This is a genomic window from Olsenella phocaeensis, assembly GCF_048189965.1.
In the GTDB taxonomy this organism is placed as follows: domain Bacteria; phylum Actinomycetota; class Coriobacteriia; order Coriobacteriales; family Atopobiaceae; genus Olsenella_I; species Olsenella_I phocaeensis.
This window is the reverse complement of record NZ_DBEZHV010000017.1, coordinates 40,871-58,438: the sequence shown is the minus strand read 5'-3', so window position 1 is coordinate 58,438 and position 17,568 is coordinate 40,871. Positions and strand designations below refer to the sequence as shown.

The following is a 17,568-nucleotide window of genomic DNA, read 5'->3' as shown; positions in this document are numbered from 1 at the left end:
TCTCAAGATGAAGGGAACGATTCCTGCACCACAGACGGAGGACGGCCTCGCGTCGGACGAGGGCGAGGAGGTGCTTCTTGCCTACGTGGTCGTATCCGGCGAGGAGGCGCTGGCAGGCCAGGTGCGCCTGCTCCTCCTGGGCATCATGCTCCTCTCGACTTTCGGCGCCGCAGCCGCCGGCTGGGCGCAGGGAAGGCAGGTCGAGCACCGCGAGCGCGCGGTGAGGACCTTCTACGAGAACGTCTCGCACGAGCTCAAGACCCCCCCTTGCCGCAATCGGCGGCTATACCGAGGGACTCCGGGAGGGAGTCATCGCGGATGGCAGGCAGGCGGGAGCGGTGATCTTGGGCGAGGTGCGCAAGATGTCGGAGGACGTCGGCCAGCTGCTTGACATCAGCAGGCTCGAGGGTGGGGCGGTCATGCTAGAGTGCGAGAGGCTCGACCTCGCCGAACTCGTGGAGGACTGCCTCGTGCCCCTCGAGGGGGCGGTCGCCTCTCGCCAGTTGGACGTGTCGCTCGACCTTCACACCATCCGGACGGAGGTCGACGCGAGGCAGTTCGAGCGCGCCTTCGACAACCTCGTGACCAACGCGATCAGGCATGCGAGGTCACGACTGCGCGTCTTCCTTGGAAACGGGGAGCTCGTCGTGTGGAACGACTGCGCGCGACCCGCCGCACGGGACCTCGACGCCCTCTTCGACCGCTTCAGGACCGACGCCGCGGGGGACAGCGGCATAGGGCTCGCACTCGCGCGCGAAGTCTTCGAACTGCACGGATGGCGGGTCGAGGCGCGCTACGAGGACGACGGGCTGGCGATGCGCGTACGCCTGGGCTAGGCAGGCACGAGGTGGAACACAGCGCCCTCGGCACCAGGTGCGCAGCTACTCCTCGACGCTCGTGCCCACGGCCCGTTCCAGTACGCCCAGGAAGGTCTCGGCGTCACGCGTGGCGACGAGCTTGCGCGGGAAGCCGATCTCTTCCAGCATCGAGCGGACGTGGTCGAAGTGGCCTATCCCGCACGAGATGTGGGAGTCGGTGCCCGTCGAGATCATGACCCCCTCCTCCGCGCAGCGCTCGGCTAGCCTGCGGCAGGTGCTCGTCGCGGATGGGTGGCTGGCAAGGGTCGCCTCGTTTATCTCGACGAGCTTGCCCTTCTCGCGCGCCACGGCGAGCACCTCGCCCACGTCGAAGGGCACGCCGGCACGTCCCGCGTGTCCCAGGATCAACACCTTGGGGTCCTCGAGGGCCCGCACGTACATCCGGGTCGTCTGCGCCAGGCTTGCGCCACGTGCGAATTCGTCGCAGTGCACCGAGGCGATAACGTAGTCGCAGCCTTGGAAGACGCGCTCCTTGAGGGTGAGCTGTCGGTGCAGGGGGTTGCCGTTTATCTCGTGCGTGAGGGGCACGTCATGGCCGAAGAGGTGGCCGTCGAGGTCCACGACGTCCGCCTCGCAGCCGTGCAGCAGACGCACGCCTCGCCACACGCGCGGCCAGGCGCCGTAGTTCATGAAGTACTGGAAGTCCCGCAAGTCGTAGCCCTGCGCACGCTCCATGCTGCCAACCTCGGAGAAGAGCATCGAGGAGTAGTGGTCGGTCGACCCCAGCAGCTCGAGGTGCAGCTCCGCCGCCGCCCGCACGTTCTCCTCTATGGTGGAGTAGGCGTGGCGCGAATAGAGGGTGTGGGTGTGGACGTCACAGGCCAGCTGAAGCATGGGGGCTCCTCTCTTGGAAGACCCTCCCAGCTTAGCAGCGCCCCCGGCAGGCGAGAGGTGCGTTGCCGCCCGCGCCGCAGGCTCGTCCGCATGGGATGCCTCCCTCGACCGCGAGACGCCCTCGCCCCAGCGTCCCCTGAGGCCGAAGCCCGCCTTGGGCGTCATCCTGAAGGCGGGACAGGCGGCGTCGGACGCATGCACCTCTCCCCTTCTGCCGTCTGGGGCGACGCAGACGCTGCGCGTGCGCAGGAGCCCCGTCTTTGCCTGGCAGAAGCTGCAGTTCTGGCAGATGCGCTCCCAGCTCACGCGTCCCCCTGGGCATACTGCTCGGCGAGGCGCCTCCATGCCGGCATCGAGTCGACGATGGTCTGGTGGCTCACGCAGTAGCCCACGCGCACCCAGCCCTCGCAGCCAAAGCTGTTTGACGGGACGGGCAGGAGTTCCAGGGCCTTCGCCTTCTGGAAGAAGGCCTCGGCGTCGGGCTCCAGGGACTTCACCCAGAGGTAGAAGGCGCCTTGCGGCTCGATGTACTCGTAGCCAAGCGCCGAGAGCCCCTCCGTGAGCGCCTTGCGGTTGCGCTCGTAGGCGGCGACGTCGCTCGGGACGTCCACGCAGTCCATGACCACGCGCTGGAAGAGCGCCGGCGCGCAGACGAAGCCCAGCTTGCGGCCGGCACCGGCGATGGCGGGGACAAGCTCGTCGTGGTCGGGGTTGGTGTTGGGGACCAGCACCCAGCCCACGCGCTCGCCGGGCAGGCTCAGGCTCTTGGAGTAGGAGTAGCAGACGACGCTGCGGTCGTACAAGGAGGGGATCCAAGGCACCTCGCAGCCGTAGCTGATCTCGCGATACGGCTCGTCGGACACCAGGTAGATGGCGGTCCCCAGGGCGCTCTCGCGCTCGCGGAGCACGTCCGCCAGCTCCTCGAGGTTCTGGCGGGAGTAGACCGACCCGACGGGGTTGTTGGGCGAGTTGACCACCACGGCCTTGGTGCGGCTCGTGATGGCGGCGCACACGGCCTCCGTGTCCACCTGGAAGGTCTGGGGGTCCGCCATGACCTCGACGCAGGACGCCCCGGCGGTCTGGATCCAGACGCGGTACTCCGGGAAGTAGGGGGCGATGACGATGACCTCGTCGCCGGGATCGACCAGCGCGTTGAAGCTGATGCTGAGCGAGGCGGCGGCACCGCAGGTCATGTAGAGGTCGCCCGCCCCGTAGTCGCAGCCGAAGCGTCGGTTGAGCGACTCCGCGACGCGCTGCCTGACCTCGACGAGGCCTGCGGCGGGGGTGTAGCCGTGCAGCTGCACGGGAGGGAGCTCCAGGGAGCGCTCGATGGAGCGGCGGACCTCCTCGGGCGCGGGCACGGAGGGGTTGCCCAGCGAGAAGTCGAAGACCTTCTCGGCCCCTATCTGCGCCTTGCGCTGGGCGCCGTAGGCAGCGATCTCCCTGATGCTGGACTTGGAGGTCCCGTACTCGTAGCTCCTCTGGTTGACTGGCATCTCCACTCCCCTCCTCGGCACCGGCCCGGCGGCGCGCCCCTGACAAAAAAGAGTGCGGCGCGGCATGAGCCGCGCCGCCAGCTTGCAGACTACTCGCCGCCGAGGACGGGCGACGATTCCGTCACAGACTCGTCACCGCCGAGCGGCGAGTCCACCGCGACCTCCGGGTGCTCGAGGACGTACTGCGCCCAGCGGTCGTCCAGAAGGGCGTTGACCACGTCGCCCTCCACCGTCTCGCGCGCAAGGAGCACCTTGGCCATGGTCTCCATCTGGCTGCGCCTCGCCTCGAGCACCGCGCGCGAGCGACCATGGGCCTCGCGCATGATGCGCTCGACCTCGTCGTCGATGCGTTTGGCCGTCTCGGCGGCGTAGTCGTTGTGGTTCGCGTAGTCGCGCCCCAGGAAGACCTCGTGCTGGGCCTCGCCGAAGACCTGCGTGCCCAGCTCCTCGCTCATGCCGTAGCGAGTGACCATCTCGCGCGCCATCTTGGTGGCCCGCTCGAGGTCGTTGCTGGCGCCGGTGGTGATGTCCTCGCAGAAGAGCTCCTCGGCCGTACGTCCCCCCAGGAAGACGGCGATCTGGTCCAGCATGCCGTCGCGCGTCTCGAGGAAGTGGTCCTCCTCGGGGAGCTGCAGGGTGTATCCCAGGGCACGACCACGGCTGATGATGCTGATCTTGTGCACCGGGTCGGAGTTCTCGAGTATGTGCCCCACCAGGGCATGCCCGCACTCGTGGTAGGCGATGGTAACGCGCTCCTTCTGGGTCATCACGCGGCCCCTCTTCTCGGGACCGGCGACGACGCGTTCCATGGACTCCTCCACCTCCTCCATCGAGATGCGGTCCTTGTGCCGGCGGGCGGCGAGGAGCGCGGACTCGTTCATGAGGTTGGCGAGGTCGGCACCCGTGAAGCCTGGCGTCAGCTTGGCGATCCGCTTGAGGTCGACGTCCTTTTTGAGGGGCTTGTTCTGGGAGTGGACCGAGAGGATCCTCTCCCTCCCCTTGACGTCGGGGCGGTCGACGGTGACCTGCCGGTCGAAGCGTCCGGGGCGCAGCAGCGCCGGGTCCAGGATGTCGGGACGGTTCGTCGCGGCGACCAGGATGACGGCCTGGTTCTCCTCGAAGCCGTCCATCTCGACCAGCAGCTGGTTGAGGGTCTGTTCGCGCTCGTCGTGGCCACCACCCAAGCCAGCGCCGCGCTGGCGTCCCACAGCGTCGATCTCGTCGATGAAGATGATGGAGGGGGCGGACTCCTTCGCCTGCTTGAAGAGGTCGCGCACGCGACTCGCGCCAACGCCCACGAACATCTCGACGAAGTCTGAGCCAGATATGGAGAAGAACGGCACCCCCGCCTCGCCGGCCACGGCCTTGGCGAGCAAGGTCTTGCCGGTGCCCGGGGGACCCACCAGGAGCACGCCACGCGGAATCTTGGCACCCATCTTCTGGTAGCGCTCGGGCTCGCGCAGGAAGTCGCGGACCTCCTTGAGCTCCTCTACCGCCTCGTCTATGCCCGCCACGTCAGAGAACTTCACCTTGGGCCGGGTCTCCTCCGTCGTGCGCGCCCTGTTGGCGCGACCGAAGTTCATGGAGCGTCCGTTCTGGCCCTGCATCTGCCTGGTGAAGTAGATCATGAAGGCGAGTATGACCGCCGTGGGGACGATCGACACCAGGATGGTCTGGAGCAGGTCGGAGCTCGACGTGTCGATGGTGAAGCTCACGTCGGGATGCTGCGCCATGAGCTCCTGCAGGCTGTCGGCACCCACGTAGTAGCTCACGAAGCGGCTCTGCTCGTTGCCGTCATGGCGGTAGTTGCCCCTCAGGCTGCCGTCGGAGGTCTTGTAGGTGACGTCGCTCACCCGCTCGTCCTTGACCGCGGTGACGAAGGCGTTGGTGGTGAGGGTGTCCGCTTGGCTCGCCCCCAGCATCGACTGACCGGCGGTGTAAGCGACGTAGGCGACCAACGCGATCATGAGGGCGGCGATGATGGCTGGCTGACGGCGTCCCCCCGGGCCCTCCTGCCCGGGAATGGGCGGGCGCGAGGGATCGAGGCCGTTGTTGTTGTCTGACACTTGGCTGGGCTCCTTGGAAGGGTCTGGAGGCTACCCCTGGTAGACCTCGGGCTTGAGCACCCCCACGTAGGGAAGGTTGCGATACTTCTCCGCATAGTCCAGACCATAGCCCACGATGAACTCGTTGGGGACGTGCGCCCCCACGTACTCGGGGTTGATGGCGGGGGTGTGGTTGGGGATGTCCTTGATGGAGAAGGCAGCCACGCTGACGGACTTGGGACCCCTGCCCTTGAGCAGCTCGACGAGGTAGCTCAGGGTGAGGCCGGAGTCGAGGATGTCCTCCGCGATGATGAGGTCGCGACCCTCGACCTTGGTGCTGAGGTCCTTGATGATGCGCACGACGCCGGAGCTCTTCACGCCATCCCCGTAGCTCGAGACCGCCATGAAGTCGACCTCGCAGGGGATGGTGATGGAGCGCAGGAGGTCCGCGGTGAACACGAAGGCGCCGCGCAGCACGGCTACGATAAGGGGGTTGCGTCCCTCGTAGTCGCGGCTGATCTCTGCGCCCATGCGCTGGACGATCCCCCTGATCTGATCCTCGGTGAGGATGACGCTCTTGATGTCGGCGGTGAGCTCGTCTGCCATGGACCTTGCCCTTCCTGTGCGTCAGTCGGTCTTGCCGGCTGGCTGGACGTATGCGCCTATGGTACTACGCCCTCGGGGCGCGACCGCCCCCGTTGGGTGCGACGTAACGCAGGCGCAGCTTAGCCGGCATGCTCAAACGCTCGCCCCTCTCGTCCGCCACGCTCGAACGCACGCAACTTTCGCTCACCACGCTCGAACGCACGGATGTCCCGACTGACAACTGGGCAAACGCGAAGGCGTCCGTGCTCTTCCGCGTGCGCGTCGCATGAGGCGTGCGTTGGAGCGTGGGCGCTTCGCGCGTGACGGGCGCGCCACACGAAGCGTGCGTTCGCGCGTGACGGGCCGCGCGCTCTTACGTGCTAGCTCAGGGCAAGCTCGAGGACGAGGCGGGTGGTGGGCACGCAGCGCACGCGCTCGTCGCAGCGAAGGGGAGAGACCCAGAGCACCTGGCCCGTGGGGCCGCTCCTCACCACGGGCACTCCCGGTCGGTCGGCCGCGGGTACGTGCACCTCGTTGAGGAGGTCGGAGAGCTTCTTCGACTGGCCGTGCATGCCCAGGGGGCACATGACGTCTCCCGCCGCGGGGGCGTCCACCCACAGCCTCCCCTGCCCCGAGGGAGAGACGCCGCAGGCCACGGCGTCGAGATAGACCGAGCGGCCACCCCATTCCAGGGCATGGGCGCGGGCCACCTCTTCAGGGGAGGAGCCCGCCGGAACCGACGCCAGGCGCGCGGAGATGGTGCGGCCGTCGGGGAGGCGCACGCTTCCCGGGACGTCGAGCCATGCCGGGCCCACCGAGGCCGTACGCCGGGGGACGCGCAGGAAGAGCAGGCCGTACTCGACGCGCGCGTCGATTCCCAAGCTCACGTTGCAGGACCCGCATCCCTGGGCCACGATGCGCAAGACCCTTGCCACCTGCGCGGACTCGATGCGTGCCGCGGGGCTCAGGCCAAGGATGGCGAGCCTCACCACGCGCCGGGCTATGGACACGTCGGCCGCGCCGAGGCGGCGGGCGTCCAAGGCGACCACCCCCTCGCCCGAGCGCCTCACGAGCTCGCGATAGCTGCGGGCGGCCACCTGTCCCAGGTAGGCGTCCTCGTCCGAGAGAATCTCGCAGGTGTTTGAGAGGGCGCTGACCAGCTGGGGGTTGCGACCCAGCGCAACGGGCATGATCTCGTGGCGCACGAAGGAGCGAAGGTAGCGCGTGTCCGCGTTGGTCGCATCCTCCCTCCAGGCGATCCCCTTGAGCGAGAGGAGCTCGCAGAGCTCCTCGTGGGTGCGTTCCAGGAGTGGGCGCACGATGCGGTTGCGGCGGCGGGGTATGGAGGAGAGGCCGGAGGTGCCCGTGCCCCTGATGGCATTCATGAAGAAGGTCTCCGCCCGGTCGCTCGCGGTATGCGCCGTGAGTATGCGTGCGGCGGAGCGCGGCGTGCCCAAGCTTGCCGAGAGCTCGTTGGCAAGCTCCCCGGCGAGGCGGTAGCGCTCCTCTCGCCCCACGTTCTCTATGTTGCCGCCGGCGGAACCGGCCTGCGCGGCAAGGCCGGCCACGTCCACCCTACGCACCGTGCAGGGGACGCCAAGCTCCGCGCAGAGCCCGCGCACGAAGGCCTCGTCACCCAGGGCGTCGTCGCCACGGAGCTGGTGGTTGACGTGCAGGACGTGGAGGCGCTCCCGGGCGATGCGCGCGCGGCCGCGGCCGTCGTCGATGTCGAGCTCGGAGCCCACGGCCAAGAGCAGGAGGGCCGTCGAGTCCGCACCGCCCGAGACCATGAGCACGACGGGCGCGCGTGCCTCGTCGTCGGCCGCGGGGCCAGGGCGGCCGCCCCTTCCCCGAACGCTTGCATATCTGCGCATGACGCTGGTCACGGGCCCTCCAAGCCTCGTCTTGGCCCAGCTCGGGCACGCCGGGCCATGCATGGGGCCCGGACGCCCCAGTGTCGCCCGGGCCCCTTGGGAACCCTATGATACCCGCGTCGCACAAAGCCCCGACGCGAGGCCCCGCCTCCGCTAGACCAGGACCTGAGCCACGAGCAGCAGCGCGTTGAGCAGGACCGTGATGACCAAGAGCGGCGTCACGAACTTGAACCAGCGGCTGAAGGGCACGTCCACCATGGCAAGGGACGCGAGGATGAGGCCCGTGGGCGTGACGTACGAGATGAGGCCCTGGCCGTAGTTGTAGGCCGAGATGATGGCCGTCTTCGAGACGCCCACCGCGCCGCCGAGGGGCGCCATGATGGGCACCGAGAGCACGGCGAGGCCGGAGGACGAGTTGATGAAGAAGCCCAGGATGATGTAGACGACCAGCATCATGATGATGAACAGCACGGGGCTCATCCCCGCGATGGCACCCGAGAAGAAGTACAGGATGGTGTCAGAGATGAGACCGTTCTCGAGCAGGATGTTGACCGCACGGGCGACGCCGACGACCAGCGCGACGCTCATGAGGTCGCCGCAGCCGCCGATGTACTCGTCCATGAAGACCTCCTCGTCGAGGCCGCAGGTGAAGGCGAGGATCATGGAGCAGGCTAGGAAGACGGCGGTCATGTAGTCGAACCACCACTGGTGGGCGACGATGCCGTAGACCAGAACGACGAACGAGACGCCAAAGACGGCGAGCGAGACCTTCATGGGCGTGGTAAACTCGGGAGCCTCGCCCCTCTGGCCCCAGCGCTCCTCGATCCTCTCCTTGAAGTCGTAGACGACGGACTTGGAGGGGTCGAGGCGAACCTTGTGCCCGTAGCGCATGACGTAGGCGAGCGAGATGACGGTGCCTATGGCGAGCGCCACGAACCTCCAGGACATGCCCTCGGCCATGGAGATGCCGGCCGCCTTAGTGGCGACGCCGATGGCGAAGGGGTTGACCGTCGAATACATGGTGCCCACGCAGGAGCCCATGAAGATGACGGCGATGCAGGTCATCGCGTCATAGCCCGCTGCGATGAATACGGGCATGAGGATCGGGTAGAGGGCGATCGTCTCCTCCGCGAGGCCAAAGGTGGTCCCGCCCGCGACGATGATGAGCGTCAGCACGATGATGAGCAGCCACTCACGCCCCCTCGTCACGCGCGAGAGCGCGGCGACCGCGGCGGTGAGGGCGCCCATGTGGTTGAGGACGCCGATGCAACCGCCCAGCAAGAACACGAACAGGATGATGTCGATCGACTCGTAGACACCGTTGATCGGGGCGAGAAGGAACTCCACGACGCCCTGCGGGTTCTGGTCGACTCGCTGGTAGGTGCCGGGGATCGCCGTCGGCTTCGAGATGGACCCGTCGAGGTAGCTCTCGACGTTCGCCGAGATGCCCAGCTTAGTGAGGGTCTCCTGCGTGGCGGGCTGCTCCTCCGTCGTGCCGTCCGCGTTGGTGATCGAGAACACGTCGTCGTCCGCGACGTACTTGAGCTTCGAGTACTCACCCGCCGGCACGACCCAGGTAAGCACCGCAGCGAAGAGCATCACGATGAAGAGCACCGTGATCGCGGTCGGGAAGTGGAGCTTGTCCCTCTTCTTGGGCGCGCCCCCCTCTGTAGCCGCTTCGACCATCGCCTCTTCTGCCATAGCAAGACCCCTTTCGTCCAAAGGGGCCGCCCTCATGGCGGCCCCTGATGCAACCCCCGCGCTCGGACCGCTATTCCCCGGCAAAGACCCTCACGAGCTCGACCGCCATCCTCGTGGCGGCATCCATGCCCTCGACCGTGATGTGCTCGTAGGGACCGTGATATCCGTGGCCGCCGGTTCCCAGGTTGGGACAGGGCAGCCCGCGGTACGAGAGCTGGCAGCCGTCCGTGCCCCCGCGTATGGGCGACACGTCGGGCTTGACGCCGGCGCGCTCCGCGGCCAGCTTCGCGTTGTCGATCATGTACATGCAGCCGTCGATGACCGAGGCCATGTTCTTGTACTCGTCCTTGATGGTCAGGGTGACCGTTCCCTCGCCCCACTCCTCGTTCATGAGCTTCTCGATGTGGCGCAGCGTCTGCTTTCGCGCCTCGAAGGAGCCCGCGTCGTGGTCGCGCACGATGTACGAGAGGCTCGCGTGGGCCTCGTCGCCGTTTATCTGGAGCAGGTGGTAGAAGCCCTCGTAGCCCTCGGTGTGGCGCGGGGTCTCGAAGGCGGGGAGCATGCCGTTGATCTGGCAGGCGAGGAGGACGGCGTTCACCATGACGTCCTTGGCGGAGCCCGGGTGCACGCTCACGCCCGTGACCTCGAAGCTGGCCTCGCAGGCGTTGAAGTTCTGGTACTGGATCTCGCCCTCGGTGTCGCCATCCAAGGTATAGGCGACGTCAGCGTCGAATCCCTCGACGTCGAAGCTGTGCACGCCGCAGCCTATCTCCTCGTCAGGGGTGAAGGCGATGCGCAGCGGGCCATGGGCGATGCCCTCGGCGAGCAGGGTCTCGAGGGCGGTCATAATCTCGGCGATGCCCGCCTTGTCGTCCGCGCCAAGGATCGTCGTCCCGTCGCTGGTGATGAGCGTACGGCCCTTGAGGGTAGGCAGGTGGGGGAAGTCCCTCACCGCGAGCGTGCGCCCACTCTGGAAGAGCGGAAGGTCCCCACCGTCGTAGTCGGGCGTGAGCTGGGGACGGATCTCGTGGTCACAGAACTGCGAGACCGTGTCCATGTGGGCGATGAGCCCCAGCTTGGGCCTGTCCTCGAGGCCTGGCGTCGCCGGTACCTTCGCATAGACGAAGCAGTCGTCGCTCAGGCGGACGTCGGTGACGCCCAACCCCCTGAGCTCCTCCACCAGCATGCGCGCGAGCTCGAACTGCTCGGGGCTGCTGGGGGTGTGCGCCTCGTTCCCCTCGTCGCTGGGCGTGCGCACGACGACGTAGTCAAGGAGTCTCTCGTATGCCCTCACGTCGCGCTCTCCTCTCCATGGCATGTCACGGGCGGCCGCATGCGAACTGGAGGTGCCAGTCGATGCAACGGCCTTTTGATTGGCTGGCCCATGACAATTTGAATGACGTTTAACAGTCTAGAAATACTAGGGAGTGAGCGCCAGGATGGCTTCCGCCAGGGGTCAAAACTGGGCGAGCCGCCCCAAATTCCAGGCGAGAGGTTCCTGGACACAAAAAAGGGGAGGCGACGCCGTGGCATCGCCTCCCCCACCTCGCTATGTCAGCAAATCAAACCTGGCCAAACCCCGATTCGAGCTAGTCGATCGAAATCTTGGTGACGTTGGCCTTCTCCTCCTGCTTGGGGACGTTGACGGTGAGCACGCCGCCGTCGAGCTTTGCGGAGAGACCGGAGATCGCGGCGTCCTTGAGGTACACGCCACGGGTGGCCTGCCACTCGTTCGTCTCCTTGTGGAGGTAGTTCTTGCCCTTCTCCTCCTCGGTCTCCTTCTTCTCGACCGAGACCGAGAGGCGACCCTCGTTGAGCTCTACGTCGATGTCCTCGCGCTTCACGCCGGGGAGCTCGGCCGAGACGACGTACTTGTCGCCGGCGTCCTCGACGTTCATCTTGAATGCGGCATCGCTCGAGAGGCTGGCCAGCGGCGCGTTGAAGAAGTCGTCGAACGCGTTGAAGGGGAACGCCCTGCGAAGGGCCCTGTCATAGCTGGTGTAAGGGATGAGGTTCGTCATCTTTACCACTCCTTCTGCTTGCGGATGCCCTGGTAGACACCCTTTGCTCTCGTTGGTATATATGCCCATCGAAGCTTGACTTTATACCTCAGGTCAATATTTTCTCAGTTGAGTTTGCTCATTAAATCTAAGTCTGTCTAAGTTAGGTGTTGCAGAGGAAGATTGCGTTAGATGTAGCTATCGCGCATGACACTTTGGCAGGCCTCACCTGCTCTATCATGACTGCCATTGATGTGTACGGGCTTTGCGTGCCACGGCGGCGGAGGTGCTCCATGGACAAGGGCTTTGACGAGGGTCTTCGGGAGCCCCTTCCCAACAACGCAACGAACGAGGAGGGCACGCCCAAGACGGCGGCGACCGAGGCCCGGCCGTCGGTCGTTTCGGCAACCCAAGGTGGGACCGAGGCCACGGGCGAGACGGGCGAGGGCGACTTCGCGGCCACCACCTTCCAGCCCGTGGCCGCCCGCGTGCCCTACGTGAGGCAGCGCGCCCCGCACCGCTCCCAGGCCGCCATCGACGACCTCGGACAGGACGGCGCCTCCGCCAGCGGCTACGCCCACGACTCAAACGTCGCCGTGAGCGGCAAAGTCTTCTCCGGCGCGTCCAAGTACCGCCGCTCGCGCGGCGGCATGGGCAGGATCCAGAACAGCCGCTACGGCCAGTACCTCGAGATTCCCAAGGGTCGGCGCTCCATCTTCTCGTCGCGCGAGAGGAGCCGCCGCAGGCGCTCGGTGCTCTCGCTCATCGTCGTGGTGGCCCTGCTCGTGGTGGTCGCCCTCATCATCCTGAGGCTGCTCTCCACCAGGTAGGCCGGACGGGATGCCCCCGACGATCTGACGCGCGCTTCACGGGCGACGGCGGCACCCTCCTGCCGGCCGGAGACCCTTCTAATCCCAGGGATCGGCCTCGAAGAGGGGCTCGCACGGGGCGGGACGGTCCGAGTAGGGGTCGTAGCCGTCGTCGTCCTCGTTCTCCGCCCGAAGGAAGCTGGCGTCAGATGACGTGACGGGCCTCTCGCCTGTCGCCCTTTCGCCTGACCAGTCAGCTTCCCGCACGGGACCGACACCCCCCGCCCTGCTCGCCAGCATGACGTCCCCTCCATCAATGGCGTCCTTGTGCATCCGCTCGCTATCCAACCTCTGCCCCTCGCTTGCCGTAGACGTCGCCGTAGGCGACGAAGTCACAGACGCTCCCTCCAAAGGGAGCCAGGTCATAGCTCTTGTACAGGGCCTTGGGAGCGGCCGTCACGACCACGCGCGCGTCCTTCCCGCCCTGGACTATGAGCACCGTCCAGCAGGCGTCGCCCATCTCTCCGTAACCGCAGACGAAGGGCGTGCCCTTGCGTTCCTGCCCCTGCGGGAGGACGACCGTCTGCATGTTGCAGCTTCTGCTCAGCCCGCTGAGACCGCAGAGCTCCATGACCCCCTCCAGGGCGTCGCGGCTGAGCCTGCCCGCTTCCGCGGGCCACTCTGACTTGGGCAGCTCCAGGCGCACGCCCTCGAAGCCGGCGTCAGCCTCTGGGGTCGCCCCCTCCCTTGCTGCCTCGAGGTCGAACTTTGCCGAGAAGGGATACGAGCCCAAGGTGACCCTGCCCCCCTCGCCCTCATAGAGCGCCTGCGCCTTGCCGTGCGCGTTTGCATAGCTTGCCTGGAGGGAGAATCCCTGCTTCTGGAGGTAGTCCCCGATCTGGCTGGCGGTGAACTCGAAGTACTCGGCCAGGTGGTGATAGTCGGACGGATAGGGCTCCGAGACCCTGAGGGTCACGACGTCGTCCCTGCCGACGCGCGTGCCCTGGTCAGGGCTCACCCCGACGACGCTCCCGCCCGGCTCGTCGGAGCTCACGTACTCGAGCTTGGCCTCGAGGCCCGCCGCCTCGACGAGCGACCTTGCCTCGGACTCATTCTTGCCCATGACATAGGGAACCGTGTAGGGCTGCGCCACGGTGAGGGTGATCGCGTCGCGGGCCACGAAGGCGCTCCCCGCCTCGGGGGTCGACCTGGTGACCGTTCCCCCCTCGGCGGACGAGGCCTCGTACTGGATCGACACGTCTTGCGCCCCCGCATCAGCCAGGACGGCACGAGCCTCGTCGAGTCGCATGCCCACGACGTCGGGAAGCACGCGCTTCGTGCCGACGACCAGCGTGACCTCGCTGCCACGCTCGAGCCTGGTTCCGCTTGCAGGGTCGCAGCGGACCGCCTTGCCCACCCCGTCGTCGACAGGCTCCTCCGCCAGCACGACCTCGAAGCCGCGCTGTTCCAGGTCGCGCTGGGCCACCACCTGGGACTTGCCCGTGACAGAAGGGACGCGGCGGCCGCCCCAGAGCTCCGCCTCATAGGTGACGAAGAGCGCGGTGACCGTGACGGCAGCGAGCAGGAGCACGGCAGCCACGACGGGACGAGATACGCTGCGGCTCTTGCCCTCGCCGGGAACGCTCTTTGGGGGCTCCAGCGATTCGGGCTCCCGCACGGGAGCCGCGACGGCCTGTGGGAGGACGGCCGTGACGGGAGGATCGGACGGCGATTCCAGGTCGCCTGCCGGCTCGGACCTTCCCACGGAGGGGCCCAGCCCGTCCGACGGGACCTCGGAGAGCCTGCTCTTGGGGTCTTCCATCTGCCCTCCCGGTGGGTTGTGCGCGCGATTCTTCCCTATGGTCGCGCAAAGGGCCGGCTCACGCCAGGCCGGCCCAGCAAGCGCGAGGGGACGGGCCTTCGGGTCCGTCCCCTCGCGAAATGGCGGGTACCGTGCGGTACGAAGGTCGATGCGATAGCAGCTACTCCACGGAATCGGGCTCCAACGCCTGCTCGTCACGGGCGGCGAAGAGCTTTCCGTCCGCCCCGACGTCCACCATGACGGTATCGCCCTCGTGGAGCTCCCCGGCGATGATCAGGCTGGCGACGTTGTCCACGACCTGGCGCTGGATGAGCCGCTTGAGCGGACGCGCGCCATAGACCGGATCAAGCCCGTCGAGCGAGAGGAGCTGCACCGCGCTGTCCGAGAGCCTGAGCGTGATGCGCTCGCGGGCGAGGCGGCTGCGCACGTCGCGAAGCTGGATGTCCACGATCTTCTCTATCTCGGCCAGCCCGAGGGAGTGGAAGACGACCACGTCGTCGATGCGGTTGAGGAACTCTGGCTTGAAGGCCTGGCGCAGCGCCTCCATGACCTGGGAGTTGACCGCCTTGGGATCGCTCGTGGCGTTGGCGGCCGCGATGAACTGGCTCCCCACGTTGCTGGTCATGATGATGATCGTGTTCTTGAAGCTCACGACGCGACCCTGCCCGTCGGTCAGGCGACCGTCGTCCAGCACCTGCAGGAGGATGTTGAACACGTCGGGATGCGCCTTCTCCATCTCGTCCAGGAGGATGACGCTGTACGGCTTGCGACGCACGGCCTCGGTGAGCTGGCCTCCCTCGTCGTAGCCCACGTATCCCGGAGGGGCGCCGATCAGGCGCTGGACGCTGAACTTCTCCATGTACTCGGACATGTCGATGCGCACCAGCGCGCGCTCGTCGTCGAAGAGGCACTCGGCAAGCGCCTTGGCGAGTTCGGTCTTTCCCACGCCGGTGGGTCCCAGGAAGAAGAAGCTTCCCAGGGGACGATTGGGGTCGGCAAGCCCCGCACGGCTGCGGCGCACCGCCGAGGCGACCGCGCTCACGGCCTCGTTCTGGCCGATGACGCGCTCGTGGAGCTCGGCCTCGAGGTTCTGGAGCTTGTCTATCTCGCCCTGCATCATCTTCGACACGGGGACGCCGGTCCAGGAGCTCACGACCTCGGCGATCTCTTCGGTGGTGACCTCCTCCTTGAGTATGCCGCCCGCCTCCTGCTTCTGCGATAACGCCGCCTCGGCGGCGTCGTACTCGGCCTGGAGCGAGGGGATGGTCGAGTAGCGCAGCTCGGACGCGCGAGCAAGGTCACCGGTACGGGTGACGCGCTCCATCTCGCCTCTGGCTTCCTCTATCTTGGACTTGAGGTCCTGGACGCGGTCGATGCTCGCCTTCTCGTTCTCCCAGCTCGCCTTCATGCCGTCGAGCCTCTCGCGCGTGGTCGCGATCTCCTTCCGCAGGGTCTCGAGGCGCTCGCGGCTTGCGGCGTCCTCCTCCTTCATGAGGGCCTGCTCCTCGATCTGCATCTGCGTGAGCTGGCGGTCGACGGCGTCTATCTCGGCCGGCATGGAGTCGAGCTCCATGCGCAGGCGGCTCGCCGCCTCGTCCACCAGGTCGATGGCCTTGTCGGGCAGGAAGCGCTCGCTGATGTAGCGGTTCGAGAGGTCCGCGGCAGACACCAAGGCCGCGTCGGTGATGCGCACGCGGTGATGCTGCTCGTACTTCTCCTTGAGGCCGCGGAGGATGCTGACCGTGTCCTCTACCGTGGGCTCGCTCACGAGCACCGTCTGGAAGCGGCGGGCCAGCGCCTGGTCCTTCTCTATGTACTTGCGGTACTCGTCCAGCGTGGTCGCGCCGATGGCATGGAGCTCGCCGCGGGCGAGCGCGGGCTTCAGGATGTTGCCCGCGTCCATGGAGCCCTCGGTCGCGCCGGCACCCACGATGGTGTGGAGCTCATCGATGAACAGGATGATCTGCCCGTCGGACTTCTCCACCTCCTTGAGCACCGACTTCAGGCGGTCCTCGAACTCACCGCGGTACTTCGCTCCCGCGACCAGCGCGCTCATGTCGAGCTCGACGATGTCCTTGTCCTTGATGGTCGAGGGTACGTCGCCAGCCACGATGCGCTCGGCCAGACCCTCGACGATGGCGGTCTTGCCTACGCCGGGCTCACCGATGAGCACCGGGTTGTTCTTCGTGCGGCGGCTCAGGACCTGGATCGTGCGACGTATCTCCTCCACGCGGCCGATCACCGGGTCGAGCTTGCCCTGGCGTGCAAGGTCCGTCACGTTGCGGCCGTACTGCTCAAGGGCCTCGAACTGGGACTTCTGGTCCTGGGAGGTCACGCGCTCGTCACCACGCAGGCTCTGGTAGGCCTCCTGCACGCGCTTGCTCGTGACGCCCGCGGCCTTGAGGGCGCTGCCCGCCTCGCCACGCTCGTCGGCAAGCGCGCAGAGCAGGTGCTCGGAGGTGACATAGGAGTCGCCGAGCTTGGCGGCAAGCTTCTCCGCGGCGTCGCCCACGCGCGTGAGCTCGGTCGAGATGCCCATCTGCGACAGGTCGCCACTCACCTTGGGGGCACGCGCGATGGCCTGGTCCACCTGGGCTTCAACCTGCGCCGGGTCCGCACCGACGCGCTCGACGATGGCGCGGAGGTTCCTCTCGCCCGACTCTATCAGGGCCTTGAGCAGGTGGATGGGTCGAACCTGCCCCGCCTCGGCATCGGCGGCGATGGTTATGGAGGACTGCAGAGCCTCCTGGGCGGTGACCGCCCACTTGTCAAACCTCATCTGCCTCACCCCTTCTGGCTCCCTCGGGGAGCACCGCTGTCTGTTGAGTTGATTGTTCCCTGGAGTGGTGGTCGCTATGCGCAAATCTAAGTGTATTCACAATAGATTATCTGAGTTGTCTTGTACGTTTGCGAAAGGTCTGTCACGCCGGCGCCCAGGCCTGCGGCGGACGGGGCGCAACGCGGCCCCCGGCTCGCGACAACAATCCCCGCATCGCGGCACCCGAACGCCTCGACGGGCTGTCCCAGAAGCAGACCCGCGTACCCGACATCATGTTTGTGGGCAGTGGAGTGGGAATCAACTACGACGGGGGCATGCACTACGACCTGCGGAGCATTGCCGAGGCCACGACGATGGAGCCCAACGAGGCGGACGAGGCGCTTGCCGCCGTCAGACGCGCGATCGTCGACGACAAGCGCCGCGACCGCGACCTCTGGCTACGCGGCCTCACGGTGCTACCCGCCACGAGCGAGGACCTGTACCAACCCCGAGGCCCGGACCGTCTCATGGGGCAGGTCATGGAGGCGATCGAGCGAACGGCCGGCAGGGACCTCTCACTGCAGAGGAGCGTCCTGACCAGACAGCCCTTCGTGCGGGAGCGGCAGCGGCTGGTCTGGTCGCTTCTTCCAGGCGAGAGGGGGCGGCGCATCTCACAACAGCTCGTCCGGGAGCTCCAACGCCCTCAGGGGCACGTCGAGAGCTGCATCATCGCGCTGTGACAAGGAGTGGGAGCTTGGATGAGATG

The 17,568-nt window shown here is 66.9% G+C and carries 15 protein-coding genes; 4 read left to right on the top strand and 11 right to left on the bottom strand.

Annotation, left to right across the window (positions count from 1 at the left end; genetic code table 11):
- Positions 1 to 7 precede the first annotated feature (7 nt).
- Both ACMPH2_RS08245 and ACMPH2_RS08240 read left to right on the top strand, forming a co-directional pair.
- Positions 8 to 391 carry an ATP-binding protein gene (locus ACMPH2_RS08245; protein WP_417119181.1) on the top strand — a complete coding sequence of 128 codons (384 nt, stop codon included), beginning with the start codon at positions 8 to 10 and terminating at the stop codon, positions 389 to 391.
- Complete coding sequence (locus ACMPH2_RS08240; protein ID WP_417119180.1) at positions 363 to 836, top strand: sensor histidine kinase; 474 nt, start codon at positions 363 to 365, stop codon at positions 834 to 836. Before ACMPH2_RS08245 ends, ACMPH2_RS08240 begins: the two co-directional genes overlap by 29 nt.
- A gap of 45 nt (positions 837 to 881) precedes the next feature.
- Here ACMPH2_RS08240 and ACMPH2_RS08235 read toward each other — a convergent pair whose 3' ends face one another.
- From ACMPH2_RS08235 to ACMPH2_RS08200, 8 genes are all read right to left on the bottom strand, one after another.
- Complete coding sequence (locus tag ACMPH2_RS08235) at positions 882 to 2,018, bottom strand: phosphatase (RefSeq protein WP_417119179.1); 1,137 nt, start codon at positions 2,016 to 2,018, stop codon at positions 882 to 884.
- On the bottom strand, positions 2,015 to 3,208 hold the full coding sequence (locus ACMPH2_RS08230; RefSeq protein WP_417119178.1) for a pyridoxal phosphate-dependent aminotransferase: 1,194 nt from the start codon (positions 3,206 to 3,208) through the stop codon (positions 2,015 to 2,017). Before ACMPH2_RS08230 ends, ACMPH2_RS08235 begins: the two co-directional genes overlap by 4 nt.
- Before the next feature lie 89 nt (positions 3,209 to 3,297).
- Entirely contained in the window at positions 3,298 to 5,274 is a 1,977-nt protein-coding gene (ftsH, locus tag ACMPH2_RS08225) for an ATP-dependent zinc metalloprotease FtsH (protein WP_062531469.1), read from the bottom strand.
- Between the two features lie 30 nt (positions 5,275 to 5,304).
- Positions 5,305 to 5,859, bottom strand: a complete 555-nt coding sequence (gene hpt / locus ACMPH2_RS08220) for a hypoxanthine phosphoribosyltransferase (protein ID WP_062531470.1) — start codon at positions 5,857 to 5,859, stop codon at positions 5,305 to 5,307.
- A gap of 359 nt (positions 5,860 to 6,218) precedes the next feature.
- Positions 6,219 to 7,724 carry a tRNA lysidine(34) synthetase TilS gene (gene tilS, locus ACMPH2_RS08215; protein WP_417119177.1) on the bottom strand — a complete coding sequence of 502 codons (1,506 nt, stop codon included), beginning with the start codon at positions 7,722 to 7,724 and terminating at the stop codon, positions 6,219 to 6,221.
- Between the two features lie 141 nt (positions 7,725 to 7,865).
- Positions 7,866 to 9,413, bottom strand: coding sequence for a YfcC family protein (locus tag ACMPH2_RS08210; protein WP_082719579.1), 1,548 nt, complete (start codon positions 9,411 to 9,413; stop codon positions 7,866 to 7,868).
- Between the two features lie 70 nt (positions 9,414 to 9,483).
- Positions 9,484 to 10,707 (bottom strand): peptidase T, encoded by a 1,224-nt coding sequence (pepT, locus tag ACMPH2_RS08205; protein ID WP_062531472.1) that lies wholly within the window; start codon positions 10,705 to 10,707, stop codon positions 9,484 to 9,486.
- 295 nt (positions 10,708 to 11,002) lie between these two features.
- On the bottom strand, positions 11,003 to 11,434 hold the full coding sequence (locus ACMPH2_RS08200) for an Hsp20/alpha crystallin family protein (protein WP_062531473.1): 432 nt from the start codon (positions 11,432 to 11,434) through the stop codon (positions 11,003 to 11,005).
- A gap of 272 nt (positions 11,435 to 11,706) precedes the next feature.
- On the opposite strand from ACMPH2_RS08200, the gene ACMPH2_RS08195 reads away from it, so the two are divergent.
- On the top strand, positions 11,707 to 12,243 hold the full coding sequence (locus ACMPH2_RS08195) for a hypothetical protein (RefSeq protein WP_417119176.1): 537 nt from the start codon (positions 11,707 to 11,709) through the stop codon (positions 12,241 to 12,243).
- A 78-nt stretch (positions 12,244 to 12,321) separates the two neighbouring features.
- Here the strand turns inward: ACMPH2_RS08195 and ACMPH2_RS08190 are convergent, their stop codons facing one another.
- From ACMPH2_RS08190 to clpB, 3 genes are all read right to left on the bottom strand, one after another.
- Positions 12,322 to 12,522 (bottom strand): hypothetical protein, encoded by a 201-nt coding sequence (locus ACMPH2_RS08190; protein WP_417119175.1) that lies wholly within the window; start codon positions 12,520 to 12,522, stop codon positions 12,322 to 12,324.
- Positions 12,523 to 12,562: 40 nt separating this feature from the next.
- The gene (locus ACMPH2_RS08185) at positions 12,563 to 14,044 is read right to left on the bottom strand and encodes a PASTA domain-containing protein (protein ID WP_417119174.1); all 1,482 of its coding nucleotides are present in this window, start codon (positions 14,042 to 14,044) and stop codon (positions 12,563 to 12,565) included.
- A 160-nt stretch (positions 14,045 to 14,204) separates the two neighbouring features.
- Positions 14,205 to 16,823, bottom strand: a complete 2,619-nt coding sequence (gene clpB / locus ACMPH2_RS08180) for an ATP-dependent chaperone ClpB (protein WP_417119173.1) — start codon at positions 16,821 to 16,823, stop codon at positions 14,205 to 14,207.
- A 290-nt stretch (positions 16,824 to 17,113) separates the two neighbouring features.
- Here clpB and ACMPH2_RS08175 point away from each other — a divergent pair, with 290 nt between their 5' ends.
- Entirely contained in the window at positions 17,114 to 17,542 is a 429-nt protein-coding gene (locus ACMPH2_RS08175) for a hypothetical protein (protein WP_303132313.1), read from the top strand.
- The last annotated feature ends 26 nt before the right edge of the window (positions 17,543 to 17,568 follow it).

Coding starts and splice junctions, on each gene's coding strand:
- ACMPH2_RS08245 (WP_417119181.1), top strand. CDS start 8: ATGAAGGGAACGATTCCTGCACCACAGACGGAGGACGGCCTCGCGTCG.
- ACMPH2_RS08240 (WP_417119180.1), top strand. CDS start 363: ATGTCGGAGGACGTCGGCCAGCTGCTTGACATCAGCAGGCTCGAGGGT.
- ACMPH2_RS08230 (WP_417119178.1), bottom strand. CDS start 3,208: ATGCCAGTCAACCAGAGGAGCTACGAGTACGGGACCTCCAAGTCCAGC.
- hpt (WP_062531470.1), bottom strand. CDS start 5,859: ATGGCAGACGAGCTCACCGCCGACATCAAGAGCGTCATCCTCACCGAG.
- ACMPH2_RS08210 (WP_082719579.1), bottom strand. CDS start 9,413: ATGGCAGAAGAGGCGATGGTCGAAGCGGCTACAGAGGGGGGCGCGCCC.
- ACMPH2_RS08200 (WP_062531473.1), bottom strand. CDS start 11,434: ATGACGAACCTCATCCCTTACACCAGCTATGACAGGGCCCTTCGCAGG.
- ACMPH2_RS08195 (WP_417119176.1), top strand. CDS start 11,707: ATGGACAAGGGCTTTGACGAGGGTCTTCGGGAGCCCCTTCCCAACAAC.
- ACMPH2_RS08190 (WP_417119175.1), bottom strand. CDS start 12,522: ATGCTGGCGAGCAGGGCGGGGGGTGTCGGTCCCGTGCGGGAAGCTGAC.
- ACMPH2_RS08185 (WP_417119174.1), bottom strand. CDS start 14,044: ATGGAAGACCCCAAGAGCAGGCTCTCCGAGGTCCCGTCGGACGGGCTG.
- clpB (WP_417119173.1), bottom strand. CDS start 16,823: ATGAGGTTTGACAAGTGGGCGGTCACCGCCCAGGAGGCTCTGCAGTCC.